The 26,081-nt window shown below is 72.1% G+C and carries 28 protein-coding genes; 19 read left to right on the top strand and 9 right to left on the bottom strand.

What is annotated here, in order from left to right; all coding sequences use genetic code 11:
• Window positions 1–33: 33 nt before the first annotated feature.
• The 9 genes from ASC64_RS05860 (at window position 34) to rplQ (ending at window position 7,754) form a co-directional block, all read left to right on the top strand.
• Complete coding sequence (locus ASC64_RS05860; protein WP_156385046.1) at window positions 34–1,185, top strand: DUF58 domain-containing protein; 1,152 nt, start codon at window positions 34–36, stop codon at window positions 1,183–1,185.
• Window positions 1,182–3,677, top strand: a complete 2,496-nt coding sequence (locus ASC64_RS05865) for a transglutaminase-like domain-containing protein (protein WP_156385047.1) — start codon at window positions 1,182–1,184, stop codon at window positions 3,675–3,677. Before ASC64_RS05860 ends, ASC64_RS05865 begins: the two co-directional genes overlap by 4 nt.
• Window positions 3,678–3,882: 205 nt before the next feature.
• Window positions 3,883–4,104, top strand: a complete 222-nt coding sequence (infA, locus tag ASC64_RS05870) for a translation initiation factor IF-1 (protein ID WP_056599768.1) — start codon at window positions 3,883–3,885, stop codon at window positions 4,102–4,104.
• 31 nt (window positions 4,105–4,135) lie between these two features.
• On the top strand, window positions 4,136–4,249 hold the full coding sequence (gene rpmJ, locus ASC64_RS05875; RefSeq protein ID WP_004008316.1) for a 50S ribosomal protein L36: 114 nt from the start codon (window positions 4,136–4,138) through the stop codon (window positions 4,247–4,249).
• Between the two features lie 192 nt (window positions 4,250–4,441).
• Complete coding sequence (rpsM, locus tag ASC64_RS05880) at window positions 4,442–4,816, top strand: 30S ribosomal protein S13 (RefSeq protein ID WP_056599771.1); 375 nt, start codon at window positions 4,442–4,444, stop codon at window positions 4,814–4,816.
• 64 nt (window positions 4,817–4,880) lie between these two features.
• The gene (rpsK, locus tag ASC64_RS05885) at window positions 4,881–5,276 is read left to right on the top strand and encodes a 30S ribosomal protein S11 (protein WP_056906616.1); all 396 of its coding nucleotides are present in this window, start codon (window positions 4,881–4,883) and stop codon (window positions 5,274–5,276) included.
• A 28-nt stretch (window positions 5,277–5,304) separates the two neighbouring features.
• Window positions 5,305–5,913 carry a 30S ribosomal protein S4 gene (gene rpsD / locus ASC64_RS05890; protein ID WP_056906617.1) on the top strand — a complete coding sequence of 203 codons (609 nt, stop codon included), beginning with the start codon at window positions 5,305–5,307 and terminating at the stop codon, window positions 5,911–5,913.
• A gap of 122 nt (window positions 5,914–6,035) precedes the next feature.
• On the top strand, window positions 6,036–7,052 hold the full coding sequence (locus ASC64_RS05895) for a DNA-directed RNA polymerase subunit alpha (RefSeq protein ID WP_056599781.1): 1,017 nt from the start codon (window positions 6,036–6,038) through the stop codon (window positions 7,050–7,052).
• A gap of 99 nt (window positions 7,053–7,151) precedes the next feature.
• Window positions 7,152–7,754: a 50S ribosomal protein L17 gene (gene rplQ, locus ASC64_RS05900; RefSeq protein WP_056906618.1), complete on the top strand. Its 603-nt coding sequence runs from the start codon at window positions 7,152–7,154 to the stop codon at window positions 7,752–7,754.
• A 53-nt stretch (window positions 7,755–7,807) separates the two neighbouring features.
• Here the strand turns inward: rplQ and ASC64_RS05905 are convergent, their stop codons facing one another.
• The 7 genes from ASC64_RS05905 to ASC64_RS22970 all read right to left on the bottom strand — a co-directional run bounded on the left by ASC64_RS05905 (window position 7,808) and on the right by ASC64_RS22970 (window position 13,003).
• Window positions 7,808–8,764: a ketopantoate reductase family protein gene (locus tag ASC64_RS05905; protein ID WP_056906619.1), complete on the bottom strand. Its 957-nt coding sequence runs from the start codon at window positions 8,762–8,764 to the stop codon at window positions 7,808–7,810.
• Window positions 8,765–8,812: 48 nt separating this feature from the next.
• On the bottom strand, window positions 8,813–9,412 hold the full coding sequence (locus tag ASC64_RS05910; RefSeq protein WP_056906620.1) for a dihydrofolate reductase family protein: 600 nt from the start codon (window positions 9,410–9,412) through the stop codon (window positions 8,813–8,815).
• Entirely contained in the window at window positions 9,409–9,987 is a 579-nt protein-coding gene (locus ASC64_RS05915) for a TIGR03086 family metal-binding protein (protein ID WP_056906621.1), read from the bottom strand. The genes ASC64_RS05910 and ASC64_RS05915 overlap by 4 nt, the downstream gene beginning before the upstream one ends.
• On the bottom strand, window positions 9,987–10,508 hold the full coding sequence (locus tag ASC64_RS05920; RefSeq protein ID WP_056906622.1) for an SRPBCC domain-containing protein: 522 nt from the start codon (window positions 10,506–10,508) through the stop codon (window positions 9,987–9,989). The genes ASC64_RS05915 and ASC64_RS05920 overlap by 1 nt, the downstream gene beginning before the upstream one ends.
• On the bottom strand, window positions 10,505–10,870 hold the full coding sequence (locus tag ASC64_RS05925; protein ID WP_056906623.1) for an ArsR/SmtB family transcription factor: 366 nt from the start codon (window positions 10,868–10,870) through the stop codon (window positions 10,505–10,507). The genes ASC64_RS05920 and ASC64_RS05925 overlap by 4 nt, the downstream gene beginning before the upstream one ends.
• 79 nt (window positions 10,871–10,949) lie before the next feature.
• Window positions 10,950–11,984, bottom strand: a complete 1,035-nt coding sequence (locus ASC64_RS05930) for a thrombospondin type 3 repeat-containing protein (RefSeq protein WP_156385048.1) — start codon at window positions 11,982–11,984, stop codon at window positions 10,950–10,952.
• The gene (locus tag ASC64_RS22970; RefSeq protein WP_056906625.1) at window positions 11,981–13,003 is read right to left on the bottom strand and encodes a thrombospondin type 3 repeat-containing protein; all 1,023 of its coding nucleotides are present in this window, start codon (window positions 13,001–13,003) and stop codon (window positions 11,981–11,983) included. Before ASC64_RS22970 ends, ASC64_RS05930 begins: the two co-directional genes overlap by 4 nt.
• Before the next feature lie 82 nt (window positions 13,004–13,085).
• On the opposite strand from ASC64_RS22970, the gene truA reads away from it, so the two are divergent.
• The gene (gene truA, locus ASC64_RS05940) at window positions 13,086–13,922 is read left to right on the top strand and encodes a tRNA pseudouridine(38-40) synthase TruA (RefSeq protein WP_056906626.1); all 837 of its coding nucleotides are present in this window, start codon (window positions 13,086–13,088) and stop codon (window positions 13,920–13,922) included.
• Window positions 13,915–14,514 (top strand): class I SAM-dependent methyltransferase, encoded by a 600-nt coding sequence (locus ASC64_RS05945; RefSeq protein ID WP_056906627.1) that lies wholly within the window; start codon window positions 13,915–13,917, stop codon window positions 14,512–14,514. Before truA ends, ASC64_RS05945 begins: the two co-directional genes overlap by 8 nt.
• On the opposite strand, the gene ASC64_RS05950 is transcribed toward ASC64_RS05945, so the two are convergent.
• Both ASC64_RS05950 and ASC64_RS05955 read right to left on the bottom strand, forming a co-directional pair.
• On the bottom strand, window positions 14,511–15,431 hold the full coding sequence (locus ASC64_RS05950; protein WP_056906628.1) for a phosphotransferase: 921 nt from the start codon (window positions 15,429–15,431) through the stop codon (window positions 14,511–14,513). The genes ASC64_RS05945 and ASC64_RS05950 overlap by 4 nt on opposite strands.
• A 53-nt stretch (window positions 15,432–15,484) precedes the next feature.
• Window positions 15,485–16,747: a cytochrome P450 gene (locus ASC64_RS05955; RefSeq protein WP_056906629.1), complete on the bottom strand. Its 1,263-nt coding sequence runs from the start codon at window positions 16,745–16,747 to the stop codon at window positions 15,485–15,487.
• Between the two features lie 124 nt (window positions 16,748–16,871).
• Between ASC64_RS05955 and mgrA the strand changes: the two genes are divergently transcribed.
• The 8 genes from mgrA to ASC64_RS05995 all read left to right on the top strand — a co-directional run bounded on the left by mgrA (window position 16,872) and on the right by ASC64_RS05995 (window position 26,077).
• Window positions 16,872–17,906 (top strand): L-glyceraldehyde 3-phosphate reductase, encoded by a 1,035-nt coding sequence (gene mgrA, locus ASC64_RS05960; protein ID WP_056906630.1) that lies wholly within the window; start codon window positions 16,872–16,874, stop codon window positions 17,904–17,906.
• Entirely contained in the window at window positions 17,903–19,279 is a 1,377-nt protein-coding gene (locus ASC64_RS05965) for an FAD-dependent oxidoreductase (protein ID WP_056906631.1), read from the top strand. Before mgrA ends, ASC64_RS05965 begins: the two co-directional genes overlap by 4 nt.
• 113 nt (window positions 19,280–19,392) lie before the next feature.
• Window positions 19,393–20,499, top strand: coding sequence for a hypothetical protein (locus ASC64_RS05970; RefSeq protein ID WP_156385050.1), 1,107 nt, complete (start codon window positions 19,393–19,395; stop codon window positions 20,497–20,499).
• A gap of 111 nt (window positions 20,500–20,610) precedes the next feature.
• On the top strand, window positions 20,611–21,348 hold the full coding sequence (locus ASC64_RS05975) for a hypothetical protein (RefSeq protein ID WP_056906633.1): 738 nt from the start codon (window positions 20,611–20,613) through the stop codon (window positions 21,346–21,348).
• A gap of 68 nt (window positions 21,349–21,416) precedes the next feature.
• A complete protein-coding gene (locus ASC64_RS05980; RefSeq protein WP_056906634.1) occupies window positions 21,417–23,105 on the top strand; it encodes an ABC-F family ATP-binding cassette domain-containing protein in 1,689 nt (562 codons plus the stop codon).
• Window positions 23,102–24,139, top strand: a complete 1,038-nt coding sequence (locus tag ASC64_RS05985) for a GNAT family N-acetyltransferase (protein ID WP_056906635.1) — start codon at window positions 23,102–23,104, stop codon at window positions 24,137–24,139. Before ASC64_RS05980 ends, ASC64_RS05985 begins: the two co-directional genes overlap by 4 nt.
• 101 nt (window positions 24,140–24,240) lie before the next feature.
• Window positions 24,241–24,831 carry a 2-oxoacid:acceptor oxidoreductase family protein gene (locus ASC64_RS05990; protein WP_056906636.1) on the top strand — a complete coding sequence of 197 codons (591 nt, stop codon included), beginning with the start codon at window positions 24,241–24,243 and terminating at the stop codon, window positions 24,829–24,831.
• A complete protein-coding gene (locus ASC64_RS05995) occupies window positions 24,815–26,077 on the top strand; it encodes a transketolase C-terminal domain-containing protein (RefSeq protein WP_056906692.1) in 1,263 nt (420 codons plus the stop codon). The genes ASC64_RS05990 and ASC64_RS05995 overlap by 17 nt, the downstream gene beginning before the upstream one ends.
• Window positions 26,078–26,081 lie beyond the last annotated feature (4 nt).

The raw sequence follows: 26,081 nt of genomic DNA on the forward strand, positions 1-26,081 counted from the left end.
GCCTTGAGGCAGCGGTTGAACGATGCGCTCGAGGTGATCAAGCCGATCGGCTGGCTCGTCCTCGGGCTCGGACTGGGCGCGGCCCTGCTCGCCACGTTCACGGCATGGCGCGAGCTCGCCGTGCTCGGCACCGCATGCCTGCTCCTGCTCGTCCTCGCCGTGCCGTTCCTCCTCGGCCGCACCTCGGTCTCGGTCGACCTGCGGCTCCAGCCCGAACGGGTCGCGGCGGGGGAGTCGGTGGCTGCCGGCGTGCTCGTCGTCAACCGTGCCGCCTCCCGCCTCGTGCCGACCACCCTCGAGGTCCCGGTCGGCTCGGCCGTCCACCGCTACGGCATCAGCTCGCTGGCGCCCGGAGCCACGCACGAGGAGTCGTTCACGATCCGCACCGAGCGGCGTGGGGTGATCGCGGTGGGGCCCGCGATGACCCGCCGCGGCGACCCGGTCGGCCTGTTCTCCCGCGACATGGTATGGACGCCCGTCCGTGAGGTGCTGGTGCGCCCGCACCTGATCCCGATGGAGTCGCTCGGTGCCGGCCTGCTGCGCGACCTCGAGGGCGTCTCGACCGACGCGGTCAGCCAGAGCGACCTCGCCTTCCACGCGCTGCGCGAGTACGTCCCCGGTGACGACCTGCGGCACATCCACTGGCGCTCCTCGGCCAAGGTGATGGCCTCGACGGGCGAGTCGGCGCTGCTCGTGCGCCAGTACCTCGACACGCGTCGCAGCCACGCGACGATCGTCGTCGACGACCAGCCCTCCGCCTGGGCGGACCCCGAGGACTTCGAGACCGCGATGGCGGTCGCCGCCTCGATCGCCGTGCGCGCGGTCCTCGACGAGTTCGACGTCTCCTTCGTGTGCGGTCGGCACGCCTCGACCGGGTCCGACGGCCACCTCGCGCTCGACGCGGTGTGCCGCGCCGAGCTCGGCGACCGCGGCCTCGTCGAGTCCGGGCGCCAGGCAACCTCGCTGGCCCCCGACACCAGCCTGGCGTTCTTCGTCGGCGGCAGCGGCACCGAGTTCACCGACCTGCTGCGGTCGGCCGCCGCCTTCCCGCCCGAGGTCCGCCGCTTCGGGATCGTCGTCGACCCGGCGGGCACCAGCCGCGTCACCGAGACCGGTGGCCTGCCGGTGCTGCACCTGGCCGCCAAGGAGGACCTCGGCGGCCTGCTGAGGTGGAGCGTGCGATGAGGCTCGGTCCACGGCGTCCCGCCTCGTCCGCTCCGGGCCACGCGACCGGCACGCGCACGCGGGTCCGCGCGCACCCGCTGCTGCCCGACCGGCACTCGTGGGTCGACATCGTCTTCACGCTGGCACTGGCCGGCGTCGCGCTCAGCGCGTTCGGCTCCTCCTTCACCGGGTCGTCGTACCTCCTGGTGGGGATGCTCGGCGCGCTGGTCGCGGTGGTCGTGACGCACCTGACCCGCGCCGCCGGCTGGCCGATCGTGTCGGCCGTGGTGATCTGCCTGGCGGTCTTCTTCCTTCTCGGCGGCCCGCTGTGCCTGCGATCGCTCGGCGACGCCTCGGTGCTGCCGGGCGCCTCCACGCTGGGGCGCGTGGCAGACGAGGCGATCTTCGGGTGGAAGGACCTGCTCACCACGCTGCCCCCCATCGACGGCGACGGTCCGCTCCTCGTGCTGCCGTGGCTCGCGGGCATGGTCGCCGGGCTGGTGGGGCTGGGGCTGGCGCACCTGCCCGTGCGCCGCGCCTGGGTCGCGGCAGCGCTTCCGGTGGTCGGCATGACCGTGGTGCTCTGCGGCGCCATCGTGCTCGGCGTACGACACCCGCAGTCCCTGCTGCTGCAGGGCACCGTCTTCGCCGGCCTGGCCCTTGCCTGGCTGGCCCAGCGGGCTCGCCGCGCCAGCGCCGCGGTGCAGGGCGGCAGCACGTCCTACGTCCGGGGCGCCGGGGCCGTGGCCATGCTCGCCCTCGCGGCAGGCCTGGCCTTCCCGGCCAGCGCCTGGATGGCGGGCACCGACGCCGACCGCACCGTGGCCCGCAACTGGGTGGAGCCGCCGTTCGACATCGGGCGCTACCCCTCGCCGCTGGCCGGGTTCCGCAAGTACATCAACCTCCAGGGCCGCGACGACCCGAGCAACGTCTACGACAAGACGCTGCTCGAGATCCAGGGCGTGACCCCCGGCACGCTGGTGCGCTTCGCGACCATGGACCGCTACGACGGCATGGTGTGGGGCGCCAGCGACAACGCCCTGCCCGGTGCCGCCGACGACTCCTTCCAGCGTGTGTCGTCCACGATCGACAACCCGGTCGAGGGCAAGGAGGTCGACGTGACGGTCACCCTCGGCGAGGGCTGGTCCGGCGTCTGGCTGCCCACCGTCGGCGCGCTCCGGTCGATGCACTTCGAGACTGCCGACGCGCGTGCCAAGGCCGAGGTCTTCCGCTACAACCTCGCGACGTCGACCGCCGTCGTGCCCAGCGGCCTCCGGCCGGGTGACCGCTACTCGTTCACCGCCGTCGAGCCCGAGGACGAGCTGTCGCCCGAGACCGTCGGCTCTGCCGCGGTGACCTCGCTCCCGCCTGGCGCCGCGTTCATCCAGGGACCCACCGAGAAGTGGACGGAGCAGGCCGGCAGCGACCCGATGGACCGCGTGTTCGCCGCCGCCGAGCACCTGCGCTCGGAGGGCAAGTACTCCGACGGCGTGGGCCGCACCGAGCGCATCTACGTCGGGGGCCACAGCGTGTGGCGGCTCTCCGACGAGTTCGTCAACGCCCCGCAGATCGTCGGCAACGACGAGCAGTACGCCGCCACGATGGCGCTGATCGCCAACGACATCGGCGTCCCGGCCCGCGTCGTGCTCGGCGCCGCGGTGCCCGAGGACGGCCGGGTGATGGGTCGGGACGTGTCGGCGTGGGTGGAGCTCCGCGCCGCCGACGGCTCGTGGCGCACCCTGCCCACCGATGCGTTCATGTCGCGCACGCCCCCGGCCGACCAGGTGCCGGAGACCAACACCCCGATGTCGGGCACGGTCATCCCGCCGCCCAACCCCATCCCGCCGCCGTCCGACGCGGGGGAGCAGAGCGACGCCGACCTCAAGGAGCGCAAGGCCACCCGCAAGAAGGCCGAGGAGGACGAGGGCCTGATCCCCGGCCTGCCGGGGTGGGTGGGTGCCGTGGTGCGCTACGTCGGCCTGCCGCTCCTGCTCGCGGCCCTGGTGCTCGGCGCCATCGTGGCCTTCAAGGCCTGGCGCCGCCACCGCCGCCGCAGTGCCGACTCGCCGTCGGCCCGCTTCGTGGGCGCGTGGCGCGAGCTGGTCGACCACGCCCGCGACCTCGGCCAGGTCGTGCCGCTCGGCCCCACGGTCACCCGGCGCGAGCAGTCGGTCGGCATCGTGTCCGGTGAGGCCGGTGTCCTCGCCCGCCGCGCGGACAGCTTCGTGTTCGGGCCCAGCGCGCCCGAGGAGGCCGCCGCGACCACCTACTGGGAGTCGATCGACGCCGAGCGACGGGCCATGTCGCGCGGGGTCGGCCGCTGGCAGCGGATCCGGGCCGCGGTGAGCCTCCGCTCCCTGCGGCGCACGGCTCCCCGGAGCACGCGCCGCGCCACGCCCGACGCGGGGGAGCAGCCCGCCGCGGAGCCCGCCGCCCGCAGCGGGAAGGTCGCCGCGGCCCTCGGCCGGCTGCGCGGCCTCGCTGATTGGCGTTCTCGAGGCACGCCTGACTAAACTGGTGCGTCGGCCCAACGTGGGCTGTGTTTCGTGGTGCCTCGCGGCTGCCCGGAATCACCACCGACTCGTCCAGCGTGACGCTCAGGTGCGTGCCCGGGAAGAGGTTCCCGGATCCGCACACGAGGTCCACCGGCCACCTCCGAGCAGGAGCCGGGCGGTTCCCGGGCCACGGTAGACAACGAGACAACAGATTGTGGAGGACATGCCGAAGAAAGAAGGCGTGATCGAGATCGAGGGCACCGTCGTGGAGGCCCTTCCCAACGCCATGTTCCGTGTGGAGCTGGCCAACGGGCACAAGGTGCTCGCGCACATCAGCGGCAAGATGCGACAGCACTACATCCGGATCCTCCCCGAGGACCGGGTCGTGGTGGAGCTCTCGCCGTACGACCTCACCCGGGGTCGGATCGTCTACCGGTACAAGTGACCAGCCAGCCGAGTAGCAAGGAATCGTTGACATGAAGGTCAACCCCAGCGTCAAGCCCATCTGTGACAAGTGCAAGGTCATCCGCCGTCACGGCCGGGTCATGGTCATCTGCGAGAACCCCCGCCACAAGCAGCGGCAGGGTTGATCGTCCGGCTGGCTCTGCCGGCCGCACGATCCAGCACGACCAGCAACAACTGAATCACCACACAACGTGATCGCTAGGCCAGGCACCGCCTGACCGAAGTCACCTCCGGAGCACTGGCCGGAGCCCACCCGAGGCGGGATGGGACGCGACACGACCAGAAACCACTGCGAGAACAGACAAGGAACCCGCCACATGGCACGCCTCGTTGGAGTGGACCTCCCGCGCGACAAGCGCATCGAGATCGCTCTCACCTACATCTACGGCATCGGCCGTACCCGCGCCCAGCAGCTCCTGGCCGCCACCGGCGTCGACCCGAACGCCCGGGTCCACACGCTCGGTGACGAGGAGCTGGTCAAGCTTCGCGACGAGATCGAAGCCAACTTCAAGATCGAGGGTGACCTCCGGCGCGAGGTCCAGGCGGACATCCGCCGCAAGATCGAGATCGGCAGCTACCAGGGTCGCCGCCACCGCATGGGCCTCCCGGTCCGCGGTCAGCGCACCAAGACCAACGCGCGCACCCGCAAGGGCCCCAAGCGCACCGTCGCCGGCAAGAAGAAGGCGAAGTGATCGGCGCCCTGCGCTGATCACCGTCATCGAAGCTTCCAGACCAGACCTCATCAGGAGTTACTGAATGCCTCCCAAGAGCCGCGCGACCAAGGTCCGCCGCAAGGAGAAGAAGAACGTCGCCCAGGGCGAAGCCCACATCAAGAGCACGTTCAACAACACCATCGTCACGATCACCGACCCGACCGGTGCGGTGATCTCGTGGGCCTCTGCCGGCACCGTCGGCTTCAAGGGCTCGCGCAAGTCCACCCCGTTCGCCGCGCAGATGGCTGCAGAGGCCGCCGGCCGTCGCGCCATGGACCACGGCATGAAGAAGATCGACGTCTTCGTCAAGGGTCCGGGCTCGGGTCGTGAGACCGCCATCCGTTCGCTGGGTGCCATCGGCCTCGAGGTCGGCACCATCCAGGACGTCACGCCCACCCCGCACAACGGATGCCGGCCGCCCAAGCGCCGCCGCGTCTGACCCGAGACTGAGAAAGAGAGACTGAAACATGGCCCGCTACACCGGTCCCATGACCCGCAAGTCGCGCCGTCTCGGTGTCGACCTCGTCGGCGGCGACGCTGCCTTCGAGAAGCGTCCCTACGCCCCCGGCCAGCACGGCCGCGGTCGCATCAAGGAGTCCGAGTACCTCCTGCAGCTGCGTGAGAAGCAGAAGGCTCGCTTCACCTACGGCGTGATGGAGAAGCAGTTCGTCCGCTACTACAAGGAAGCCAGCCGCCGCCAGGGCAAGACCGGCGACAACCTGCTGCAGCTCCTCGAGTGCCGCCTCGACAACGTGGTCTACCGCGCCGGCTTCGCCCGGACGCGTCGTCAGGCCCGCCAGCTCGTCGTGCACGGCCACTTCCTGGTCAACGGCAAGAAGGTCAACATCCCGTCCTTCCAGGTCTCCGACCACGACATCATCGACGTGCGCGAGAAGTCGCTGGAGATGACCCCGCTGATCGTGGCTCGCGAGACCCACGGCGAGCGCGTCGTCCCCGCCTGGCTCGAGGTCATCCCGTCCCGGATGCGCATCCTCGTGCACCAGGTCCCGATCCGGGCGCAGATCGACGTCCCGGTCCAGGAGCAGCTCATCGTGGAGTACTACTCCAAGAAGTGACCCACTGTCGGTGGTCGTCCAGCGGACGGCCACCGACACCGCTCTTCCAACTTCTCTTCTCCGCCAACCTCACATGGTTCGGATCCGTCAAATAGTGGGTGGATCCGGAAAGGAAAAACTCCGTGCTCATCGCTCAGCGCCCTACCCTCACGGAAGAGACCGTCGACGAGTTCCGCTCGCGGTTCGTCATCGAGCCCCTGGAGCCCGGCTTCGGCTACACGCTCGGCAACTCGCTTCGCCGTACGCTGCTCAGCTCGATCCCCGGTGCCTCCGTCACCAGCATCAAGGTCGACTCCGTCCTGCACGAGTTCTCGACCATCGAGGGCGTCACCGAGGACATGACCGAGATCATCCTCAACCTCAAGGGCATCGTCGTCTCCTCGGAGCACGACGAGCCGGTGGTGATGTACCTCCGCAAGTCCGGTGCCGGTGACGTCACCGCCGCGGACATCACCCCGCCCGCCGGTGTCGAGGTGCACAACCCCGAGCTCAAGATCGCCACGCTGTCCGACAAGGGCAAGCTGGAGATGGAGCTCGTGGTCGAGCGTGGCCGCGGCTACGTGTCCGCGGTCCAGAACAAGGGTGCCGACAACGAGATCGGCCGCATGCCGGTCGACTCGATCTACAGCCCCGTGCTGAAGGTGACCTACAAGGTCGAGGCCACCCGTGTCGAGCAGCGCACAGACTTCGACAAGCTCGTCATCGACGTCGAGACCAAGCCGTCGATCCGTCCCCGCGACGCGATCGCCTCCGCCGGCAAGACGCTCGTCGAGCTCTTCGGCCTGGCCCGTGAGCTCAACGTCGAGGCCGAGGGCATCGACATCGGCCCGTCGCCCGTCGACGAGCAGCTCGCCGCCGACCTGGCCCTCCCGGTCGAGGACCTGCAGCTCACGGTCCGCAGCTACAACTGCCTCAAGCGCGAGGGCATCCACACCGTGGGCGAGCTCATCTCGCGCTCGGAGCAGGACCTGCTCGACATCCGCAACTTCGGTGCGAAGTCCATCGACGAGGTGAAGGCCAAGCTCGTCGAGATGGGTCTCTCGCTCAAGGACAGCGCTCCCGGCTTCGACCCGCACGCCGCCCTCGCCGCCTACGGCGACGACGACGACGATGCGTTCATCGAGGACGAGCAGCTCTGATCTCCTCCGGCCTCCGGGCCGGACGTCACGAAACCGACCGGCTCCCTGCCGGTCGTCTACCCGGGTACCTGACACGGCCCGAGAGAAAGAAGGCACCACATGCCCAAGCCCAAGAAGGGCCCCCGCCTCGGCGGAAGCCCGGCCCACCAGCGCCTGATGCTCTCGAACCTGGCGACCGCCCTGTTCGAGCACGGCCGGATCACCACCACCGAGACCCGTGCGCGCCTGCTGCGCCCGGTCGCGGAGAAGCTGATCACCAAGGCCAAGCGTGGCGACCTGCACAACCGTCGTGAGGTCCTCAAGACCGTCCGCGACAAGTCGGTCGTGCACACGCTGTTCACCGAGATCGCTCCGACCTTCTCCGAGCGTCCCGGCGGCTACACGCGCATCACCAAGATCGGCCCCCGCAAGGGCGACAACGCCCCCATGGCGGTCATCGAGCTGGTGACCGAGGCCTACAGCCCGAAGGCGCCGTCGACCAAGAAGACCGAGGCTGCTGCCGCTCCGGTTGCCGACTCCACGCCGGCCGACGAGCCCGTCGAGGACAGCGCCACCACCGACGCTGCCGCCGAGCACGAGGCTGCCGCTGAGGAGCACGAGGCCGCGGCCGAGGCGCACGAGGCTGCCGCTGAGGCGCACGAGGCTGCCGCCGAGGCGCACGAGGCTGCCGCCGAGGCTGCCGAGGACGACTCGAAGGCCTGATCCACGCATCATCACGAGGCCCGTCACCCCATGGGGTGACGGGCCTTCGTGCGTCACAGGATCGCCAGCACCTCGGCGGCGTCCAGGCTGCGTGGAGCCCCGCCGGCGGCGGCGAGACGCCGGGTCGCCGCCACGACGGCGTCGTTCACCGGGGTGCGTACGCCGGCGAGGCGGCCCTGCAGCACGACCTCGCCGCTCAGGTAGTCGATCTCCGAGTCGCCGGTGCCGCGCGCGAGGCTCTGCCAGGTCGAGCCGCCGCCGCGCTCGAGGTCGGGCCGTCGCTGGAGGATCGAGCCGCGCCGGGCGGTGTCGTCCTCGGCGCTGACGACCGCGAGCCCGGCAGCCGCGAGCACCGCCTCGCCCTCGGCCAGTGCCCGCTCGGCGAGCTCGTCGGCCGCGGCACCCTGGGCGAACGAGGCGTCGACCCCGTTGCCGAGGTTCGTCAGCAGCTTGCGCCGCTTCCACGCGAGGATGTCGTCGCGCTCCTCGCATGCGATGCCGGCGGCGAGCAGGTCGGCGCGGACCGCCGCGGTGGTGGCGTCGGTGCCTCCGGGGATGCGCCCGATGTCGAGGATGGCCGGGGTGGGGTGGCACGCGGCCACGACGACGCCGGGCTCGAGGTGCGAGGCCGGCAGCATCACGCACACGGCGTACGTGCGGGCGAAGAGGCGGAGCGCGGCCACCTCAGTGGCGATGCCGTTGGTGGCGCACACGACCGGGGTCTCGGCGGGCGCGTGCCGGCGTAGGTCGTCGAGCGCGACGGCCGCCTGGTGCGACTTCACGGCCAGCACCACGACGATGTCGCCGGTCCAGTCGACCTCGGCGGCGGTGTCGGTCGCCGCTGCCTCGACGGTGTTCCGGCCGTCGCCGGCGTCGAGGACGAGCCCGCGGTCCCTGATCGCGGCGAGGTGGGCACCACGGGCGACCAGCGTGACGGGATGGCCGGCGCGGGCGAGCGTGCCGCCGACGACTCCTCCGACGGCGCCCGCGCCGTAGACGACGTACTGCATGCCGTCGACACTACGAGGAAGGCGGCGCCTGTCAGGTGGCAGGTCGGCTCAGCGGCAGACCTTGAAGCGCAGGTGGAGGACGCGGTCGCCCTGGATCACGACGTGGGGGTCGTCGAGGAGGTGCTGGGCCTTGTTGGCCCCGAAGAAGGGCTTGCCGGTGCCGAGCACGACCGGCGCGACGTCCATGGCCACCTCGTCGACGAGCCCCAGGGCGAGGGCCTGTCCGCCGACGTCGCCCGCCGCCACGGCCACCACCCCGTCGCCGGCGAGCTCCCGCGCGGTGGCGACCGCGGCCGTCAGGTCGTCGACGAAGTGGTACGACGCCTCCGGGTGCCACCCCTCGGGCCTCGGACGGTGGGAGACGACCACCACGTGGTCGCCCGCGGGCGGCCTGCCCTCCCACCCGTTGGTGATGTCGAAGAGGTGCCGACCGATCACCGTGCAGCCGATCTCGTCCCACATCGGCCGGACGTAGTCGTAGGACGTTCGCGACACCCGCAGGCCACCGGGCTCCGGGTCGGCCATGTCCTGGGCGGAGAGGGGGTGGTCGCCGTTGAAGTACCAGTCGAAGAGCGGCCCCGGGTCGTCGTGCGGGTCCGCGATGAACCCGTCCACCGAGACCACGTTGTGCATCACCACGGTGCTCATCGTGTGCCTCCGAGGTCGGCACGCCAAGCGGGGTCGCGACCGATGAAGCCCATCAGGCGGTCGACGACGGGTGCGTCGTCGGGCACCGGGACCGCGGGGCCGTACTGGCCGGAGTCGCGGAGCATCGCCTCGATGGGCTGCATCCCGGCGAGCATCCGCGCGGCCTGGTCCTCGTCGAGGCCGGGGTCCTGGCCGCCGGCACGGGCGAGGTCCCACGAGTGCATGAAGACGTCGGCGGTGTAGAACTGGTCGACGGCGTCGGCCAGGCGGTGCGTCCCGGCGTAGGGATGGGTGAACGACTCGTCGCCGCGCTCCTCGACGAGCGCCTGCACGGCGTCGGCCTGGTGCTGCCACGCGCCGATCGGGTCCTCGGCGGCGGGCGGTCCGGACGGCAGCTCGATGCCGCCTGCGGCCAGGAAGCCGGGGAACCACCCGACGAGGTGCTCGACGACGTCGCGTGCGGTCCACCCCGCGACGGGGGCGGGCGCCGACCAGTCGGGTGTCTGCGCGACCAGCCGGCCGAAGTCCCCGGCCACCACTGCGTGCCGGTCGGCCGGGGCCTCCGGGAGGGCCATCAGAGCGTGCCCCCGGTGAGGAGCCGGTCGAGGGCGGCGTAGCCCTCGTTGACGCCGACCTCCATGCCGCTGCGCAGCCAGGCGTCGCGGTCCTCGAAGGAGTCGCAGAGGCTGACGGCGTGCAGCCGGGTGCGGCCGTCGCCGAGGTCCTCGAAGGTCATCGTCTCGAGGGCGACGCCGTCGGGCATGCCCTCCCACGTGAAGGTCTGCACGATGCGGTCCTCGCGCACGGTGTGGAAGCAGCCGCGGAAGGACGTCACGAACTCCTCGCGGCCGTCGCTGCCGCGCGCCGAGTAGCTCCAGCTGCCGCCGTCGCGGGCGTCCCAGTGCGTGATGTCGGCGCCGATGTCGGCCGGCCCGATCCACTGGGAGAAGACCTCGGGATCGGTGTGCGCCCGGAACAGCTGGGCCGGGGTGGCGGCGAAGTCGCGCCAGATGTGGATCGCGGGGATCGTCTCGTCGGCCTCGATGGCGGCCTCGGGGTAGCGGGTCGTGGTGTCGGTGGACTGCGCGGTGGTCATGATGCGGTTCCTTCCTGCGGGTGGGCAGTGCTCGGGTCGTCGGCGTCCTGCATCCGTGCGAGCACGGCGTCGAGGGCGGTGTAGCGCGCCTCGGCCTGTCGGCGGTAGCGCTCGATCCATCGGGTCATCAGGTCGAACACCTCGGCTTCCAGGTGCACCGGCCGGCGCTGGGCCTCCTTGGTCCGGGTCACCAGACCCGCCTCCTCGAGCACCTTGAGGTGCTTGGAGACGGCCTGGAGGCTGACGTCGTAGGGCGCTGCGAGGTCGTTGACCGTGTGGTCGGCCTCCGTCAGCCGGGCCACCATGTCGCGTCGGGTGGGATCGGCGAGCGCGGCGAAGACGCGGGAGAGCTGGTCGGTCACGGGCACCTTCCTCAACTGATCGGTTGAATAAAAGGTAGGCGCGCCGCGCCTCTGTTGTCAACCCATCGGTTGAACAAGGTCAGTGCCGCGGGACCCGGACCTTCCGCGAGACGGCCTTGCCGCACTCGGCCTGCCCCGGGCTGTAGGAGGACGACACCGTGACGCGGTAGCGCGCACCGCGGGGGACCTTGAAGCGGTAGCGGCCCGCCACCGACGCATCCACGGCCAGGAGCTTGGTGTCGCGGTGGACGCGGACCTTCCACAGCGTGATCCGGGCGCCCGCCTCGCACGCCGCCACGGGGGAGGAGACGGTGGCTTGCAGCCGCTTCCTGCCGTCCAGCCAGCGCAGCTTCGCCGTGCGCGGGGCGGTGGGGCAACCGGTGGGGGTGCTCGAGGCGACCGTCGGGCACCCGTCCGCCGCCTCGGCCAGGCCGTCGCCGTCGGAGTCGAGGTCGCACGCGTCGCCGAGCGCGTCGTCGTCACGGTTGGACTGGTCGGCGTTGGGGGTGGTCACGCAGTTGTCCACCTTGTCCTCGACGCCGTCGCCGTCGGTGTCGCAGGTGGCGTAGGTGAGGGTGAGGGAGAAGCTGCTCAGCGTGCCGCCAACCGTGCTCGAGTAGTTGAGGACCCAGAGGCTCCAGGACCCGACGGCCGGGAAGTCCTCGAGACCGCTCGCAGGCGTCGCGGGGAAGTAGGTCCCGGGCCCGTTCGTGGCGCCCGACACCTTGCGGGTGCCTGCCTCGTCGTCGAAGGTGTAGGTGCCGGTCAGGGCGCCGCCGGTGGCCATGCCCCGGTTGAGCGTCTGCACCGAGGGGACGAGCGCGCCCCCGGACTTCGGGCCCAGCAGGTGCACGCTGAGGTCCTGCGCGGCAGCGAAGTCGATCGTGTAGCTGATGTCGAGGTCGACGACCTGACGGCTGTCGGCGACCTCGATCGTGAACGGGTTCCACGAGTGGTCCTTGCCGGCGTCCGGGCCGACCCGGATGGGGCCGCCGGTCCGGGAGTAGGTCACCGTGCACGGCTGGGGGGCCGCCTCGGAGGAGCCGGTGAGCGCGATCGACGCGGTCGGTGCCAGGAGGAGCAGGACCAGGGCTCGCACCAGCCGCCGGGTCATCGCACCCGCTCCGTGTTCGACCGCGCCGCACCGCACTCGGCCTGGCCGGCGGCGTACGAGCTCGCGATCCTGAGGTAGTAGCGCCCGGCCCGACGTGGCGCCTTCGCGCGGTAGCGCCCCGACGCGTCGGTCTCGGCGACGAGGAGCCTGGTGTCCTTCCCCCGCTTCACCCGCCACAGCGAGGCCTCCGCGCCGGCCCGGCAGCCGGGCGCGTCGGAGCGCACGACGAACGTGAGCCTCCGCTTCTTCTTGCGGAAGTGGAGGGCGGCCTTGCGCCCCACGGACGGGCAGCCGCTGGTGGTGGCCGCCGCAGTGCCGGGGCAGCCGTCGACGGTGTCGGCGAGCGCGTCGCCGTCGGTGTCGAGGTCGCAGGCGTCGCCCACCGAGTCGCCGTCCATGTTGGCCTGGTCGGGATTGGCAGAGGTGAGGCAGTTGTCGCCGGCGTCGGCGACGCCGTCCTTGTCGGCGTCGCAGTCGAGCGTCAGCGTCAGCGTCACGTTGCCCCACGACCCCGTGTGCTCGGAGGTGTTGGTGACGAAGAAGCGCCAGCGTCCGGCCGCGACCCCTCCGTCGAGCTCGGCGGCGGCGCGTCGCGGCCGGTAGCGGCCGGAGGGCGGGCTCACCGCGGCGAACGGGGAGGACGCTTCGTCATCGATGACGAAGACTCCGGCGATCGGTCCTGTGGCGCCCTCCGCGGTCGACCGCGGGGCGTTGTTCGCCGACTGCGGGTTGTCGAGGGAGAAGGCCAGGCCGGCGGCATCGGGGCTGACGGACACCTCGAACCCGTAGTCGACGTCCAGGACCACCCGCTGGTCCGGGACCTCGATGTCCACGAAGTCGACCGAGTAGCCCGCGGGTGCGTAGACGGGTGGGACCGCTCGCATCCCCGGTGTCGAGTACGTCGTCGTGCAGGTGGCGGGTGCGGCCTGTGCGGTTTCCGTGGTGGCGGGGAGCGCGAGCACGGTCGCCGCCGCGGTGAGGACGGCGAGGGCGCGGCTGAGCAGGCGGGACGGGTTCATGGCGGGGCCAGCCTAGGTAATGGATCCGTCGCCGGACACCCGTCGTCCGAAGCAGGTCCGGCGGGCCGCCTAGGATCGGGGCGTGCGCCTGCGGATCGACTGTGCCTACGACGGCGCCGACTTCTCCGGCTGGGCCGCCCAGCCCGGGCTGCGTACGGTCCAGGGCACCCTCGAGACCGCCCTCGCCACCGCGCTCCGCGTGTCGGACGTGCGGGTCACCGTGGCGGGCCGTACGGACGCCGGCGTCCACGCACGGGGCCAGGTCACGCACCTCGACGTGGACCACGACGTGGTGGTCGCCTCGGCCGGGCGCTCCAGCGACCCGCCGCTCGACGCCCTGGCCCGCCGGGTCGACGGGATCCTGCCGCCCGACCTGCGCGTGCGCCGGGTCAGCGAGGCGCCGGCCGGCTTCGACGCCCGCTTCTCCGCGACCTGGCGCCGGTACGCCTACCGCATCGCCGACGCGCAGTCGCTCGCCGACCCGCTCGTGCGCGGCTTCGTGCTGACCTGGCCACGCCACCTCGACGTCGAGGCGATGAACCAGGCCTCCGCGCCGCTGGTCGGCCTCCAGGACTTCGCCGCCTTCTGCAAGCAGCGCGAGGGCGCCACCACGGTGCGCACCCTGCTCGACCTGGTGTGGCGCCGCGACGACGCCGGCCTCGTCGTCGGCGACGTCCGCGCCGACGCGTTCTGCCACAACATGGTCCGGGCACTGGTCGGCAGCCTCATCGCCGTCGGCGAGGGCCGCAAGCCCGTCGGTTGGCCGGCCGAGGTGATGGCCGGTCGGCGCCGCGATGCCGGCGTACGCGTGGTGCACGCCCACGGCCTCACCCTCGAGGAGGTCGGCTACCCCGACGACGCTGAGCTGGCCGCCCAGGCCGACCGAGCCCGAGCCCGACGAGAGGCGATCGATGCCTGAGCACTACTTCTCCGCCGACCCCGGCGTGCCCTTCGAGCGGGAGAGCTTCACCGCCGGGCTGTGGGGCCACGAGCTGACGATCGAGACCGGGTCGGGCGTGTTCAGCCGCGGCCACCTCGACCACGCCACCGCCGTGCTGTTCAAGGAGCTCCCGCCGCCGCCGCAGGGCCAGTTCCTCGACCTCGGCTGCGGCTACGGCGTCATCGGGCTGGCGATCGCGAGGGCGGTGCCGCTGGCCAACGTCACCGCCGTCGACGTCAACGAGCGCGCGCTCCTGCTCGCCAACGACAACGCCCGCGCCCTCGGGCTCGACTCGCGCTTCGTGGCGTGCCTGCCCGAGCAGGTGCCCGGCAACCAGGTCTTCGACGAGATCTGGTCCAACCCGCCGATCCGCATCGGCAAGGAGGCGCTCCACGAGCTGTTGCTGACGTGGCTGCCGCGGCTCGCGCCCGGCGGCCGGATGGTGATGGTCGTCGGGAAGAACCTCGGTGGAGACTCGCTCCAGCGCTGGCTGACCGAGCAGGGCTGGCCCACCGAGCGGCTCGCCAGCAGCAAGGGCTTCCGGGTGCTGGAGACGCGCCGCCCCGCCTAGGGCTTGCCGTCCAGGAACATCTTCAGCCGCGTGTGGGTGCTGCCCGGGTCCTGGGGCAGGTGACCGTTGACCGCCCGGCAGACCCACCCCAGCCGCATCGCGAGCCGGGCCACCTCGCGGAGCTCGTCGAGATCGCGGCCGTAGTGGTCGGCGTACGGGCTCAGGTACGCCGTCAGGTGGGGCTCGAGGTCCTCGGAGTCCTCCTCGTCGTCGACGCCCCACGAGATCACGCCCTCGAGGGTGACGGCGAGGGTGAAGAACGGGTGCGAGACGCAGGCGTCGCCCCAGTCGAGCACCTGGTGCACGCCGGTGCCGAGGAAGACCTGGCCGTCGTGGAGGTCGTCGTGCTGCACGGTCTCGCGGATCCCGAAGGCGCCCAGCCGGTCGCACAGGTCCCGGACCTCCTCCGGTCCGGGCAGCCGCGGGTCGGCGTCGGTCAGTCCCACCAGGAGGGCGGCGTACGAGCCGGGGAGCGTGTGCAGACGGCAGTCGGGCAGGCCGAGGGCCAGGAGGGCGTCGACGTCGTCCTCGCAGGCGATCTGGACACGGGCGTAGGCCGCGAGGACGTCGTGCCACCGCTCCAGGCTGCGCTCGTCGGCGATGACGTCGCGCAGGCGGGGCCCGGCGTCCGCGAGCAGCATCCAGCCGGTGCGGGGGTCGTGGGCGAGGGGTGGCGGGACCCGGCCGTCCGACCGGCCGGCGACCAGCTCGAGGACCACGGCCTCGTGGGCCATCGCCTCCTCGTTGGCCTTGAACCACACCGCACTGCTGTCGGTGGGCACCCGCATCACCGTCGACCAGGCGGTGACGTGCGGCTGCTCGACCTCCCCGGTCCGCGTCAGGCCGAGCGCCGCGAGCTGCTCGTCGATCCACGTCTGCGCCTCGGCCACGAACGCCGGCTCCCGCCACCTCTCCATGCCGCAGATTCCAGCGGGTCCGGCCGTGTGGAGCAACGGATTTCGGCGCGCGGTCACCCGAGGCGTACGGGCAGCCGCTCCACGCCGTGCACGATGGCGAGCTCGGTGAAGCGCAGGTCGGCGGGGTCGCACGCCAGCGACAGGTCGGGGAAACGGCGGGCCAGGGCGACCAGCGCGGTGCGCAGCTCCATCCGGGCCAGCTCGGCGCCCACGCAGCGGTGCAGGCCGTGGCCGAACGCGAGGGTGCCGGCCGCGGCGGCGGTGGGGTCGAACTGCTCGGGGTCGACGCGGTGGGCGGGGTCGCGCTCGGCGCCGGTCAGCGAGATGAGGACGATGTCGCCGGGCTGGACCGCCTGCCCGCCGATCGTGACCGCGTGGCGCGCGATCCGTGGGAACGCCATCTGCACCGGACACACGAAGCGCAGCAGCTCCTCGACGACGCGGTCGACCTCCGCGGGCTCGCCGCGCTGCAGCGTCGCCCAGGACTCCGGGTGCTGGAGCAGGACCCACGTGCCGAGCGACAGCATGCTCGCGCTGGTCTCGTAGCCGCCGAGGAAGACACCGTCGGCCAGACCACCGAGCTCGACGTCGTCGAAGTCGGCGCCGTGGTCGGCGACCATCCGGGAGACGAGCCCGTCCGGCAGGTGCGGGTGGCGGCGCTCGTCAGCGACCAGGTCGATGAGGAACCGGCGCGTGCCGGCGGCGGTGTCGAAGATGCCCGCCCCGGCGTCGCGCAGGTCGAACCGTGCGGCACCCTGCGCGCGGAACGTCCGCCGGTCCACGGCGGGCATCCCGAGCAGGTCGCAGATGACACCGAAGGGGACCTGGAAGCCGAACCGTTCGACCAGGTCGACCTCGGGACCGTGCGCCTCCATGTCGTCGAGGGCGGCCGCCACCACGCGGTCGATGTCGTCCTGGAGCTCAGCGAGGCGGCGGCGGGTGAAGTACGGCGTGAGGACACCGCGCAGTCGTCCGTGGTCGGGCTGGTCGGTCATGCCCAGCCCGCCGATCCGCTCCGCCGGGGTGCGGTCCTGGCGGCCGATGATGCCGCGCACGTCGTTGGCGTAGGCCCCGGAGTCGGCCAGCACGGCCCGGGCGACGTCGTAGCCCGTGACCAGCCAGACCCGCGTGCCGAGCAGGCTCGCGAACCGCACCACGTCACCGCGCTCCCGCGTCGTCGCCAGGCGGGCGATGGGGTCGACGCCGTCGCGCTGCAGCGGGAACCGGATGCTCGCCGGCACCCGGCGGACGTAGGGGACCCGGCGCGCGGTCGACAGCGCGATCCTGAACGCGGTGCCGCGCAACGAGGTCGTCATGACTCCAGTGCACCGCTGTTGGCCGTCCGGCGCCATCGGGATTCACCCCGGAACTCACTCAGGTCCACATCGGGGACACCCCCGACTGCCCCCGCCCGCTGGGGGCAGACGGCAGGATGGCCCCATGGCCTACGAAGCAGCCTCCGACAGGTATGACGACGCCCGCGGCATGCACTACCGCTTCACCGGGAGGAGCGGCCTCCGGCTGCCCGCGCTCTCGCTCGGCCTGTGGCAGAACTTCGGCACCGACCGTCCGGAGGAGACGCAGCGCGCGATCCTGCGCCGTGCCTTCGACCGCGGCGTGACCCACTTCGACCTCGCGAACAACTACGGCCCGCCCTACGGCCGCGCCGAGGAGAACTTCGGCCGCTTCCTCAAGGACGACTTCAGGCCCTACCGCGACGAGCTGGTGATCTCGACCAAGGCCGGCTGGGACATGTGGCCGGGTCCCTACGGCCAGGGCGGCGGCTCGCGGAAGTACGTCCTAGCCTCGCTCGACCAGTCGCTGGCGCGCCTCGGGCTCGACTACGTCGACATCTTCTACAGCCACCGCTTCGACCCCGACACCCCGGTCGAGGAGACGATGATGGCGCTGGACACGGCGGTGCGGTCCGGGCGAGCGCTCTACGCCGGCATCTCGTCGTACTCCCCGACGAAGACGCAGGAGGCGGCCGCGATCGCCCGGGACCTCGGCACCCCGCTGCTGATCCACCAGCCGTCCTACAACATGCTCAACCGCTGGGTCGAGGACGGGCTGCTCGACGAGCTCGAGGAGCAGGGAATGGGCTGCATCGTCTTCAGCGCCCTGGCCCAGGGGCTCCTCACCGACCGCTACCTCCACGGTGTGCCGACCGACTCGCGCGCGGCGCGTGCGGACTCGACGCTGACCGGCCTCGACGACGAGGTGCTCGAGCGGGTGCGTGGGCTCGACGCCCTCGCCGAGCGGCGCGGCCAGAAGCTCGCCCAGCTCGCCCTGCAGTGGGTGCTGCGCGACGAGCGGGTGACCAGCGCGGTGATCGGCGCCTCGAGCGTCGAGCAGCTCGACACCAACCTCGACGCGCTGTCGTTCCCGCCGCTCACCGACGACGAGCAGGCCGAGATCGACCGCTACGCCGTGGAGTCGGGGATCAACCTCTGGGCGAAGCAGACCGAGGAGTGAGCCCGCACCCCACGCGTGTCGTCGTCGTCGGCGCGGACGCCGCCGGGATGTCGGCAGCCCACCAGGCGCTGCGCACGGCTCGCCGGACGGGTCGCGACCTCGCGATCACGGTGCTCGACAAGGGCTCCCACACGTCCTACAGCGCGTGCGGGATCCCCTACTGGATGGCCGGCGAGGTCGGCAGCGGCGACGACCTGGTGGCGCGCACCGCCGACGAGCACCGGGCGGCCGGGATCGACCTCCGCACGGGCGTGGAGGTCGTCGCGGCCGACGTGGACGCACGCACCGTGACCACCGCCGCGGGTGAGGTCCTGGGCTACGACGAGCTGGTCGTGGCCTCGGGTGCACCGGCCGTGGTGCCCGACTGGGCGCGGCGCGCCGACGGCTCGCTCCACGACGGCGTCGGGGTGGTGAAGACGCTCGACGACGGTGCCGCTTGGCGCGAGCGGTTCGCGGCCGTCGGCGACGGCGCCCACGTGGTCGTGGTCGGGGGCGGCTACATCGGCGTGGAGGTCGCTGAGGCGGCCCTGCGGCACGGCTTCGGCGTCACCGTCATCACGCGCGGGCGCGGCATGTCGATGCTGGAGGACGAGATGTCCGAGCGGGTCAACGCAGCCCTGGTGGAGGCGGGCGCCGAGCTCGTGCTGGGGGCCGAGGTGACCGGGCTCGACCTCGACGGCGACACCGTGACCGGCGTGCACTGGGACGGCGGCAGCCGGGAGGCCGACCTGGTGGTGGTCGCCGTCGGGATCCGCCCGGCCACGCAGTTCCTCGAGGGCACGGGTGTCGAGCTGACCGAGGGCGGGGCGCTGCGACCCGACCCGCACGGCCGCGTCGCCGAGCACGTGTGGGCAGCCGGCGACTGCTGCGAGGTGCGGCGCCGGCTCGACGGGGCGTGGGTCTTCCGCCCGCTCGGGACGTACGCCACCAAGCACGGGCGCGCGCTCGGTGACAGCCTTGCCGGTGGCTCGCTGAGCTTCGACGGGATGGTCGACACGGCCATCACCCGCGTCTCCGTCGGCGAGGTGCACCTCGAGATCGCGCGCACCGGGCTGTCGCGCGCCGACGCCGAGGCCGCCGGGCACGACCCGGTCGCCCTGCTCACCGAGGGCACCACCGCCAGTGGCTACATGCCCGAGGCCGACCCGGTCGCGATCTGGGTGCTGGCCGACCGCACCACGCGGCGGCTGCTCGGCGTGCAGGTGGTCGGCGGGCGCGGTGCCGGCAAGCGCATCGACACCGCGGCCGCCGTGCTGTGGGCGGGCGGCTCGGTCGACGACCTGGCCTGGATGGACCTGTCCTACGCACCGCCCTTCGCCACCGCGTGGGAGGTGCTCCAGGTGGCCGCGCGGCGGGTGGCCGAGCGGCTCTGAGCGAAAGACCTGCCTGGGGGTGAGGAGGGTCTCGCCAACGGCTGCGCGGCGACCTACGTTGGGAGACCGTCCGATCCGGACGGACCCACCGTCAGCACACCAAGGAGATCCCTGTGAGTAGACACCTCCGGTGGTCCGTGGCCCTCGGCGCCACGGCCCTGCTCCCGCTCGGCGTCCTCGCCCCGGTCGCGACCGCGACCGCCGCGCCGAGCAGCGCGACGACCCAGTCACGGCACGAGCTGGTCGAGATCCCGGCCAAGGCCGCGCTCCGTGACGCCGTCGCTCCCAGCGAGTGCACGTCGACGCTCCTCGACGACTACATCGACGGCGTGTTCAACGCGATGACCGACGAGCAGTTCACGTTCCTGGTGCAGCACCAGGACGCCCTGCTGTCCGTGCCGACCTACGACGCCCTCTTCTTCGGCACCGCCGGCGACGCCGACCACGCGCTTGGCGACCACGCCCACCAGCTCACCAACACCTTCCGCGACCTCAGGAAGTTCTGGAGCGACGTCGAGCTCGACGACATCCAGCTGATGGCCATGCACGGCGACGTCCTGCTCGACGCGGACCGGATCGCCGACACGCTGACCCTGATGGTCCAGACCGGGGAGCTCTACCCGATGACCCCGGCGGAGATCACGCAGGAGGCCGAGACGGTCGCGGCCTTCATGCAGTCGCAGGGCGACTTCTACGACAACCCGCTGTGGACCCTCAACGCGTTCGCCTTCAGCGGCGACGGCGAGAGCGACCCGGTGGTCGCCGCCCTGCCCGACAAGCTGGTCTTCGGTGACGGGATCCTCGACGCCTACGACGCCATCGGCCTCGGCGACGTCGGCCCGCGCGTGATCATGGCCCACGAGACGGCCCACCACGTCCAGTACGAGCTCGGCACCTTCGACTCGGGCCCGACCGACCCGTCTGCGGCGACTCGTCGCACCGAGCTGATGGCCGACGCGATGGCGTCGTACTACGCGACCCACAAGAAGGGGCTCGCGCTCAACCGCAAGCGGGTGGCCGACGCGCTGCTGAGCTTCTACACGGTCGGTGACTGCCAGTTCTCCAGCCCGGGCCACCACGGCACCCCGCTGCAGCGCCAGCGTGCCGCCGACTGGGGCGCCGACCTGGCCGCCGCGGCCAAGCCGCGCAGCTACGTCCTGCCTGCGGAGACCGTGACCGAGATGTTCGACGCCGCGCTGCCGGGCATCGTCTCGGGCTGACCGCACCACCGCACGAGCACCGCCCCCGGCCCGCACGGCCGGGGGCGGTGCTGCGTCGGGCCGGCACGGAAATCAGGGGCGTAGGCGGACCTGCTCGGTCAGGATGTCGGCATGGACCTCGAGATCGTCACCCTGGCCGAGCGGCCGCAGCCGTGGGACCTCTTCTGGGACATGGAGACCTCCTGGCCCGAGTTCATGAAGCACGACCCGATCGGCAACTCCTACTACGCGTGCCTCGAGGAGTACTTCCTCGAGTGCGTCCTCGTGGCACTCGACGACACCGGCCGGATCGTCGCGAAGGCGTTCAGCGCACCGTTCCAGCTGCCCGACGGCGACCTGCCCGACAACGGGTGGGACTTCGCGCTCCGCAACGCCCTGCTCACCCGGATCTGGGGCGAGGAGCCCAACGCCATCACGGCCGCGGAGATCGCCATCGAGCCCGCGCTCCAGGGCACCGGCCTGTCGGGCGTCATGCTCGCTGCGCTGCGGGACAACGCGGGGCGGCTCGGCTTCGCGGAGCTGCTCGCCCCGGTGCGCCCCAACGGCAAGACGGACGTCCACGAGCCGATGGCGGCGTACGCCTTCCGCACCCGCGACGACGGGCTGCCGGTCGACCCGTGGCTGCGCGTGCACGTGCGAGCCGGCGGCGTGATCGACCGCGTCGCACCGCGCTCGATGGTCATCCCGGGCACCGTGGAGGAGTGGCGCGAGTGGACGGGCCTGCCGTTCGACACGACAGGTCCGGTGGAGGTGCCCGGCGCGCTGGCGCCGGTGATGTGCGACGCCGAGCACGGCACCGCGACCTACGTCGAGCCCAACGTCTGGATCCGCCACCGCACGGGCGCCTGAGCCCTCACCACCGCGCCGTCCCGATATCCCCGCGACGCGGGGCGGGGTGGCTTGCGAGAATCCTCGGCGTGGGACACGTGGACGTTGCCGGTGTGAAGTACGAGCTGCCCGACGGGCGGGTGCTGCTCGACGACGTCAGCTTCCGCGTCGGCGACGGCCAGAAGGTCGCGCTGGTCGGCGCCAACGGGGCTGGGAAGACGACGCTGCTGCGCATCGTCACCGGCGACCTGACGCCCCACGCGGGCGTGGTCACCCGGTCCGGCGGCCTCGGTGTGATGCGCCAGTTCGTCGGCCACGGTGGCGGCGACGAGACCGTCCACGACCTGCTGCTCAGCGTCGCGCCGCCACGCGTGCGCAGTGCGGCCGAGGCCGTCGACGCCGCCGAGCTGGCCCTGATGGACACCGACGACGAGGCAACGCAGATGGCCTACGCCACCGCGCTGGGGGAGTACGCCGACGCCGGCGGCTACGACGTCGAGGTCACGTGGGACGTCTGCACGACCGCCTCGATGGGGATGTCGTTCGACCGGGCCCGGCACCGGCTGCTCAGCACGCTGTCGGGTGGTGAGCAGAAGCGGCTGGTGCTGGAGTACCTGCTCCGCGGCCCCGACCAGGTGCTGCTGCTCGACGAGCCGGACAACTACCTCGACGTGCCCGGCAAGATCTGGCTCGAGGACCGCATCCGCGAGTCCCCCAAGACCATCCTGTTCATCAGCCACGACCGCGAGCTGCTCAACAACACCGCGACCCGGATCGTCAGCGTCGAGCTCGGCAGCGCGGGAAACCTGGTGTGGACCCACCCGGGCGGCTTCGCGAGCTATCACGAGGCGCGCAACGACCGCTTCGAGCGGCTGGAGGAGATGCGCCGGCGCTGGGACGAGGAGCACGCCAAGATCAAGGCGCTGGTGCTGCGGCTGAAGATCAAGTCCGAGTACAACGACGGGATGTCCTCGCAGTACCGCGCAGCCCAGACGCGGCTGAAGAAGTTCGAGGACGCCGGGCCGCCGACCGAGCAGCCCCGCGAGCAGCAGGTGACCATGCGCCTCAAGGGCGGCCGCACCGGCAAGCGCGCGGTGGTGTGCACGGACCTCGAGCTCACGAACCTCATGAAGCCCTTCGACCTCGAGGTCTGGTACGGCGAGCGGGTGGCCGTGCTGGGCTCCAACGGCTCCGGCAAGTCGCACTTCCTGCGGCTCCTGGCCGCCGGCGGCAGCGACCCCGACGTCGAGCACCAGCCCGTCGGCGTACCCCCGGCGCCGGTGGCGCACACGGGCAGCGCCAAGCTCGGCGCGCGGGTGCGGCCCGGCTGGTTCGTGCAGACCCACGAGCACCCCGAGCTGCTGGGGCGGACGCTGCTGGAGATCCTGCACCGCGGTGACGGCACTCCGAACGGGCGCACCGGGATGGGCCGCGAGGCCGCGAGCCGCGTGCTCGACCGCTACGAGCTCGCCCACGCGGGCGAACAGCGGTTCGAGTCGCTCAGCGGTGGCCAGCAGGCCCGCTTCCAGATCCTGCTGCTCGAGCTCTCCGGCGCCACGCTGCTGCTCCTCGACGAGCCGACCGACAACCTGGACGTGCAGTCCGCCGAGGCGCTCGAGGCAGGCCTGGAGGCGTTCGAGGGCACCGTGCTGGCGGTGACCCACGACCGGTGGTTCGCCCGCGGCTTCGACCGGTTCCTGGTCTACGGCGCCGACGGGGAGGTCTACGAGTCCGAGGAGCCGGTCTGGGACGAGGGCCGGGTGAGCCGGGCGCGATGAGCACCTCATCACCGGGGCTCGAGGTCCGTGCGCTCGACCCGTTCGACGACGCGGCGGTCGACGCCTGGCACCACGTCTACCTCGTCGCACACACGCACGAGCTCGGCGAGGCGGCGACGGCGTGGCAGCTCGAGGAGCTGCGCGCGATGCTGCAGGACACGGGCACCCGCGCCCGGAGCCTCGGCTGGGCGGCCGTCCTCGACGGCGAGACGGTGGGTGCGGGCTGGATGCGCACGCCCCTGCTCGACAACCTCGAGCTGGCCGAGCTGGACGTTCACGTGCTGCCCGCCGCCCGGCGGCGCGGGATCGGCTCGGCGCTTCTCGCCCGGCTGGAGTCCGAGGCCGCCGACCGCGGCCGACGCGTGCTGACCGGCCTCGCGTCGTGGGCCTACGACGCCGGGTCGACCGGCACGGGCGCCTCCGGTCCGGAGTTCGCCCGGGCGGTCGGCTTCGACCTGGCCCTCTCGGAGGTCCAGCGCGAGCTGGCCCTGCCCGTGCCCGCCGCGGTGCTCGACGACCTGTCGGGGTCGGCGGCCCGCGCCCACACGGCGTACGCCCTGCGGTCGTGGTCGGGCCCCGTGCCGGACGACCTCCTGGAAGGTTGGGCCCGGCTGACCTCGACGCTCGTCACCGAGGCGCCGATGGGCGACCTCGACGTCGAGCAGGAGACGGTGAGCACCGACGCGGTCCGTGAGCAGGAGGCGCTGCTCGAGCGGCAGGGGCGCACCAAGTACAACACCGTCGCGCTCACGCCCGACGGCGACGTGGTGGCCTACTCCGACCTCGCGATCACGATCCACGAGCCCGGCCGCGCCTACCAGTGGGGCACGCTCGTCGACCCCGCCCACCGCGGCCACCGGCTCGGGCTGGCGGTCAAGGTCGCCAACCTCCGGCTGCTCCAGTCCGAGCGCCCCGACGTGGCACGGCTGACGACCTACAACGCCGAGGTCAACCGGCACATGGTCGGGGTCAACGAGGCGATGGGCTTCCGGCCCGTCGCGCGTCTGGGGGACTTCCAGAAGAAGCTGGCCTGACCCGCTGGCAGACCGGCTCAGGTCCCGACGTGATCGGGACGAACGGCCCTGACCGGCGCCCTGCGCCCCGGCCTAACCTCCGGGAGACGGAGGAGGCGCAGGTGTTTGCCGTACGGATTCATGGCAGGGGCGGGCAGGGGGCCGTGACGGCCGCCGAGCTGCTGTCCGTGGCCGCCTTCGACGAGGGTCGTCATGCGCAGGCCTTCCCGACCTTCGGCTCGGAGCGGACCGGGGCGCCGGTCGTCGCCTTCTGTCGCATCGACGACCGGCCGATCCGGCTCCGTGAGCCCATCACCGACCCGGACGCACTGATCGTGCAGGACGCCACGCTGCTCCACCAGGTCGACCTGTTCGCCGGCCTGCGACCCGACGGCTACCTGGTGCTGAACACGTCCGCGACGCTCGAGTCGCTCGGCCTGGCCGAGCTGGTGGACCGCCTCCCTGCGGGGCACGTGCTCACCGTGCCCGCCACGGAGATCGCGCGGCAGCAGGTCGGGCGTCCGCTGCCCAACGTCCCCCTGCTGGGGGCCTTCGCCGCGCTCACGGGGCAGGTCTCCCTGGCGGCCGTCCTGGACGCGGTGCGTGCCCGCTTCCCCGGTGACCTCGGTGAGCGCAACGTGCGCGCCGCCGAGACCGCCCACGACCTCGTCCGCCTGTCCGTGAGGAGTGCCGCCGATGCTCCGTCAGCTTGAGGGATCGCAGGCAGTCGCCCGCGCCGTGACGCTGTGCCGCCCGCAGGTGATCGCCGCCTATCCCATCTCGCCGCAGACCCACATCGTGGAGTCGTTGTCCGACCGCGTCCGCACGGGGGAGCTGGAGGCGTGCGAGTACATGATGGTCGAGTCGGAGTTCGGCGCCATGTCCGCCTGCATCGGGGCCTCCGGCGCCGGCGTGCGCACCTACACGGCGACGTCGAGCCAAGGGCTCCTGTTCATGGCCGAGGCCTTGTTCAACGCCTCGGGGCTCGGCCTGCCCATCGTGATGACGGTCGCCAACCGGGCGATCGGCGCGCCCATCAACATCTGGAACGACCACTCCGACGCGATGTCCATGCGCGACTCCGGCTGGATCCAGCTCTATGCCGACTCCAACCAGTCGGCGGTGGACCTCCACGTGCAGGCCTACCGGCTCGCGGAGTCGCTGTCCGTGCCGGTGATGGTGTGCATGGACGGGTTCATCCTCACCCACGCCTTCGAGGAGGTCGACCTTCCCGAGCAGGAGCAGGTCGACGCCTTCCTCCCGCGGTTCCGCCCCCAGCAGGCCCTCGACCCCGACGACCCCCTGACGATCGGCGCCATGGTCGGGCCCGAGGCCTTCGCCGAGGTGAAGTACCTCATGCACGTCAAGCAGATGGCGGCCCTCGACGAGATCCCGATGATCGCCGACGACTTCCGCGAGGCCTTCGGCCGGGCGTCCGGGGGGCTGCTGCAGCCCTACCGCGTGGAGGGCGCGGAGACCGTCGTCGTCGCGCTCGGGTCGGTGCTGGGCACGATCGAGGACGTCGTCGACACGATGCGCGACGAGGGCGTCGCCGTCGGCGTGCTCGGCATCACCTGCTTCCGTCCCTGGCCGGTGGACGAGGTCCGCGAGGCGCTCCGCGGCGCCCAGCGCGTCGTCGTGGTGGAGAAGGCGTTCGCCGTGGGCGCCGGTGGCATCGTCGGCCAGAACGTCCGGGACGCCGTACGCGGCTCACCGGTGCAGGTGTACGACGTCGTGGCGGGCCTCGGCGGGCGGCCGATCACCCGGGCGTCCCTGCGCGGGCTGCTCGACGACGTCCTGGCCGACCGGGTCGACCCGGGACGCCTGTACTTCCTCGACCTCGACCACGAGCTCGTGCAGCGCGAGCTCGAGCGCGCCCGGCACGGCGAGCGGCCCGGACCGCACGCGGAGAACATGCTGCGCGCCCTCGGCACCGTCGCGTCCGGGGCCTACGAGTAGAGGC

The organism is Nocardioides sp. Root122 (assembly GCF_001425025.1).
Classification (GTDB): Bacteria; Actinomycetota; Actinomycetes; order Propionibacteriales; family Nocardioidaceae; genus Nocardioides.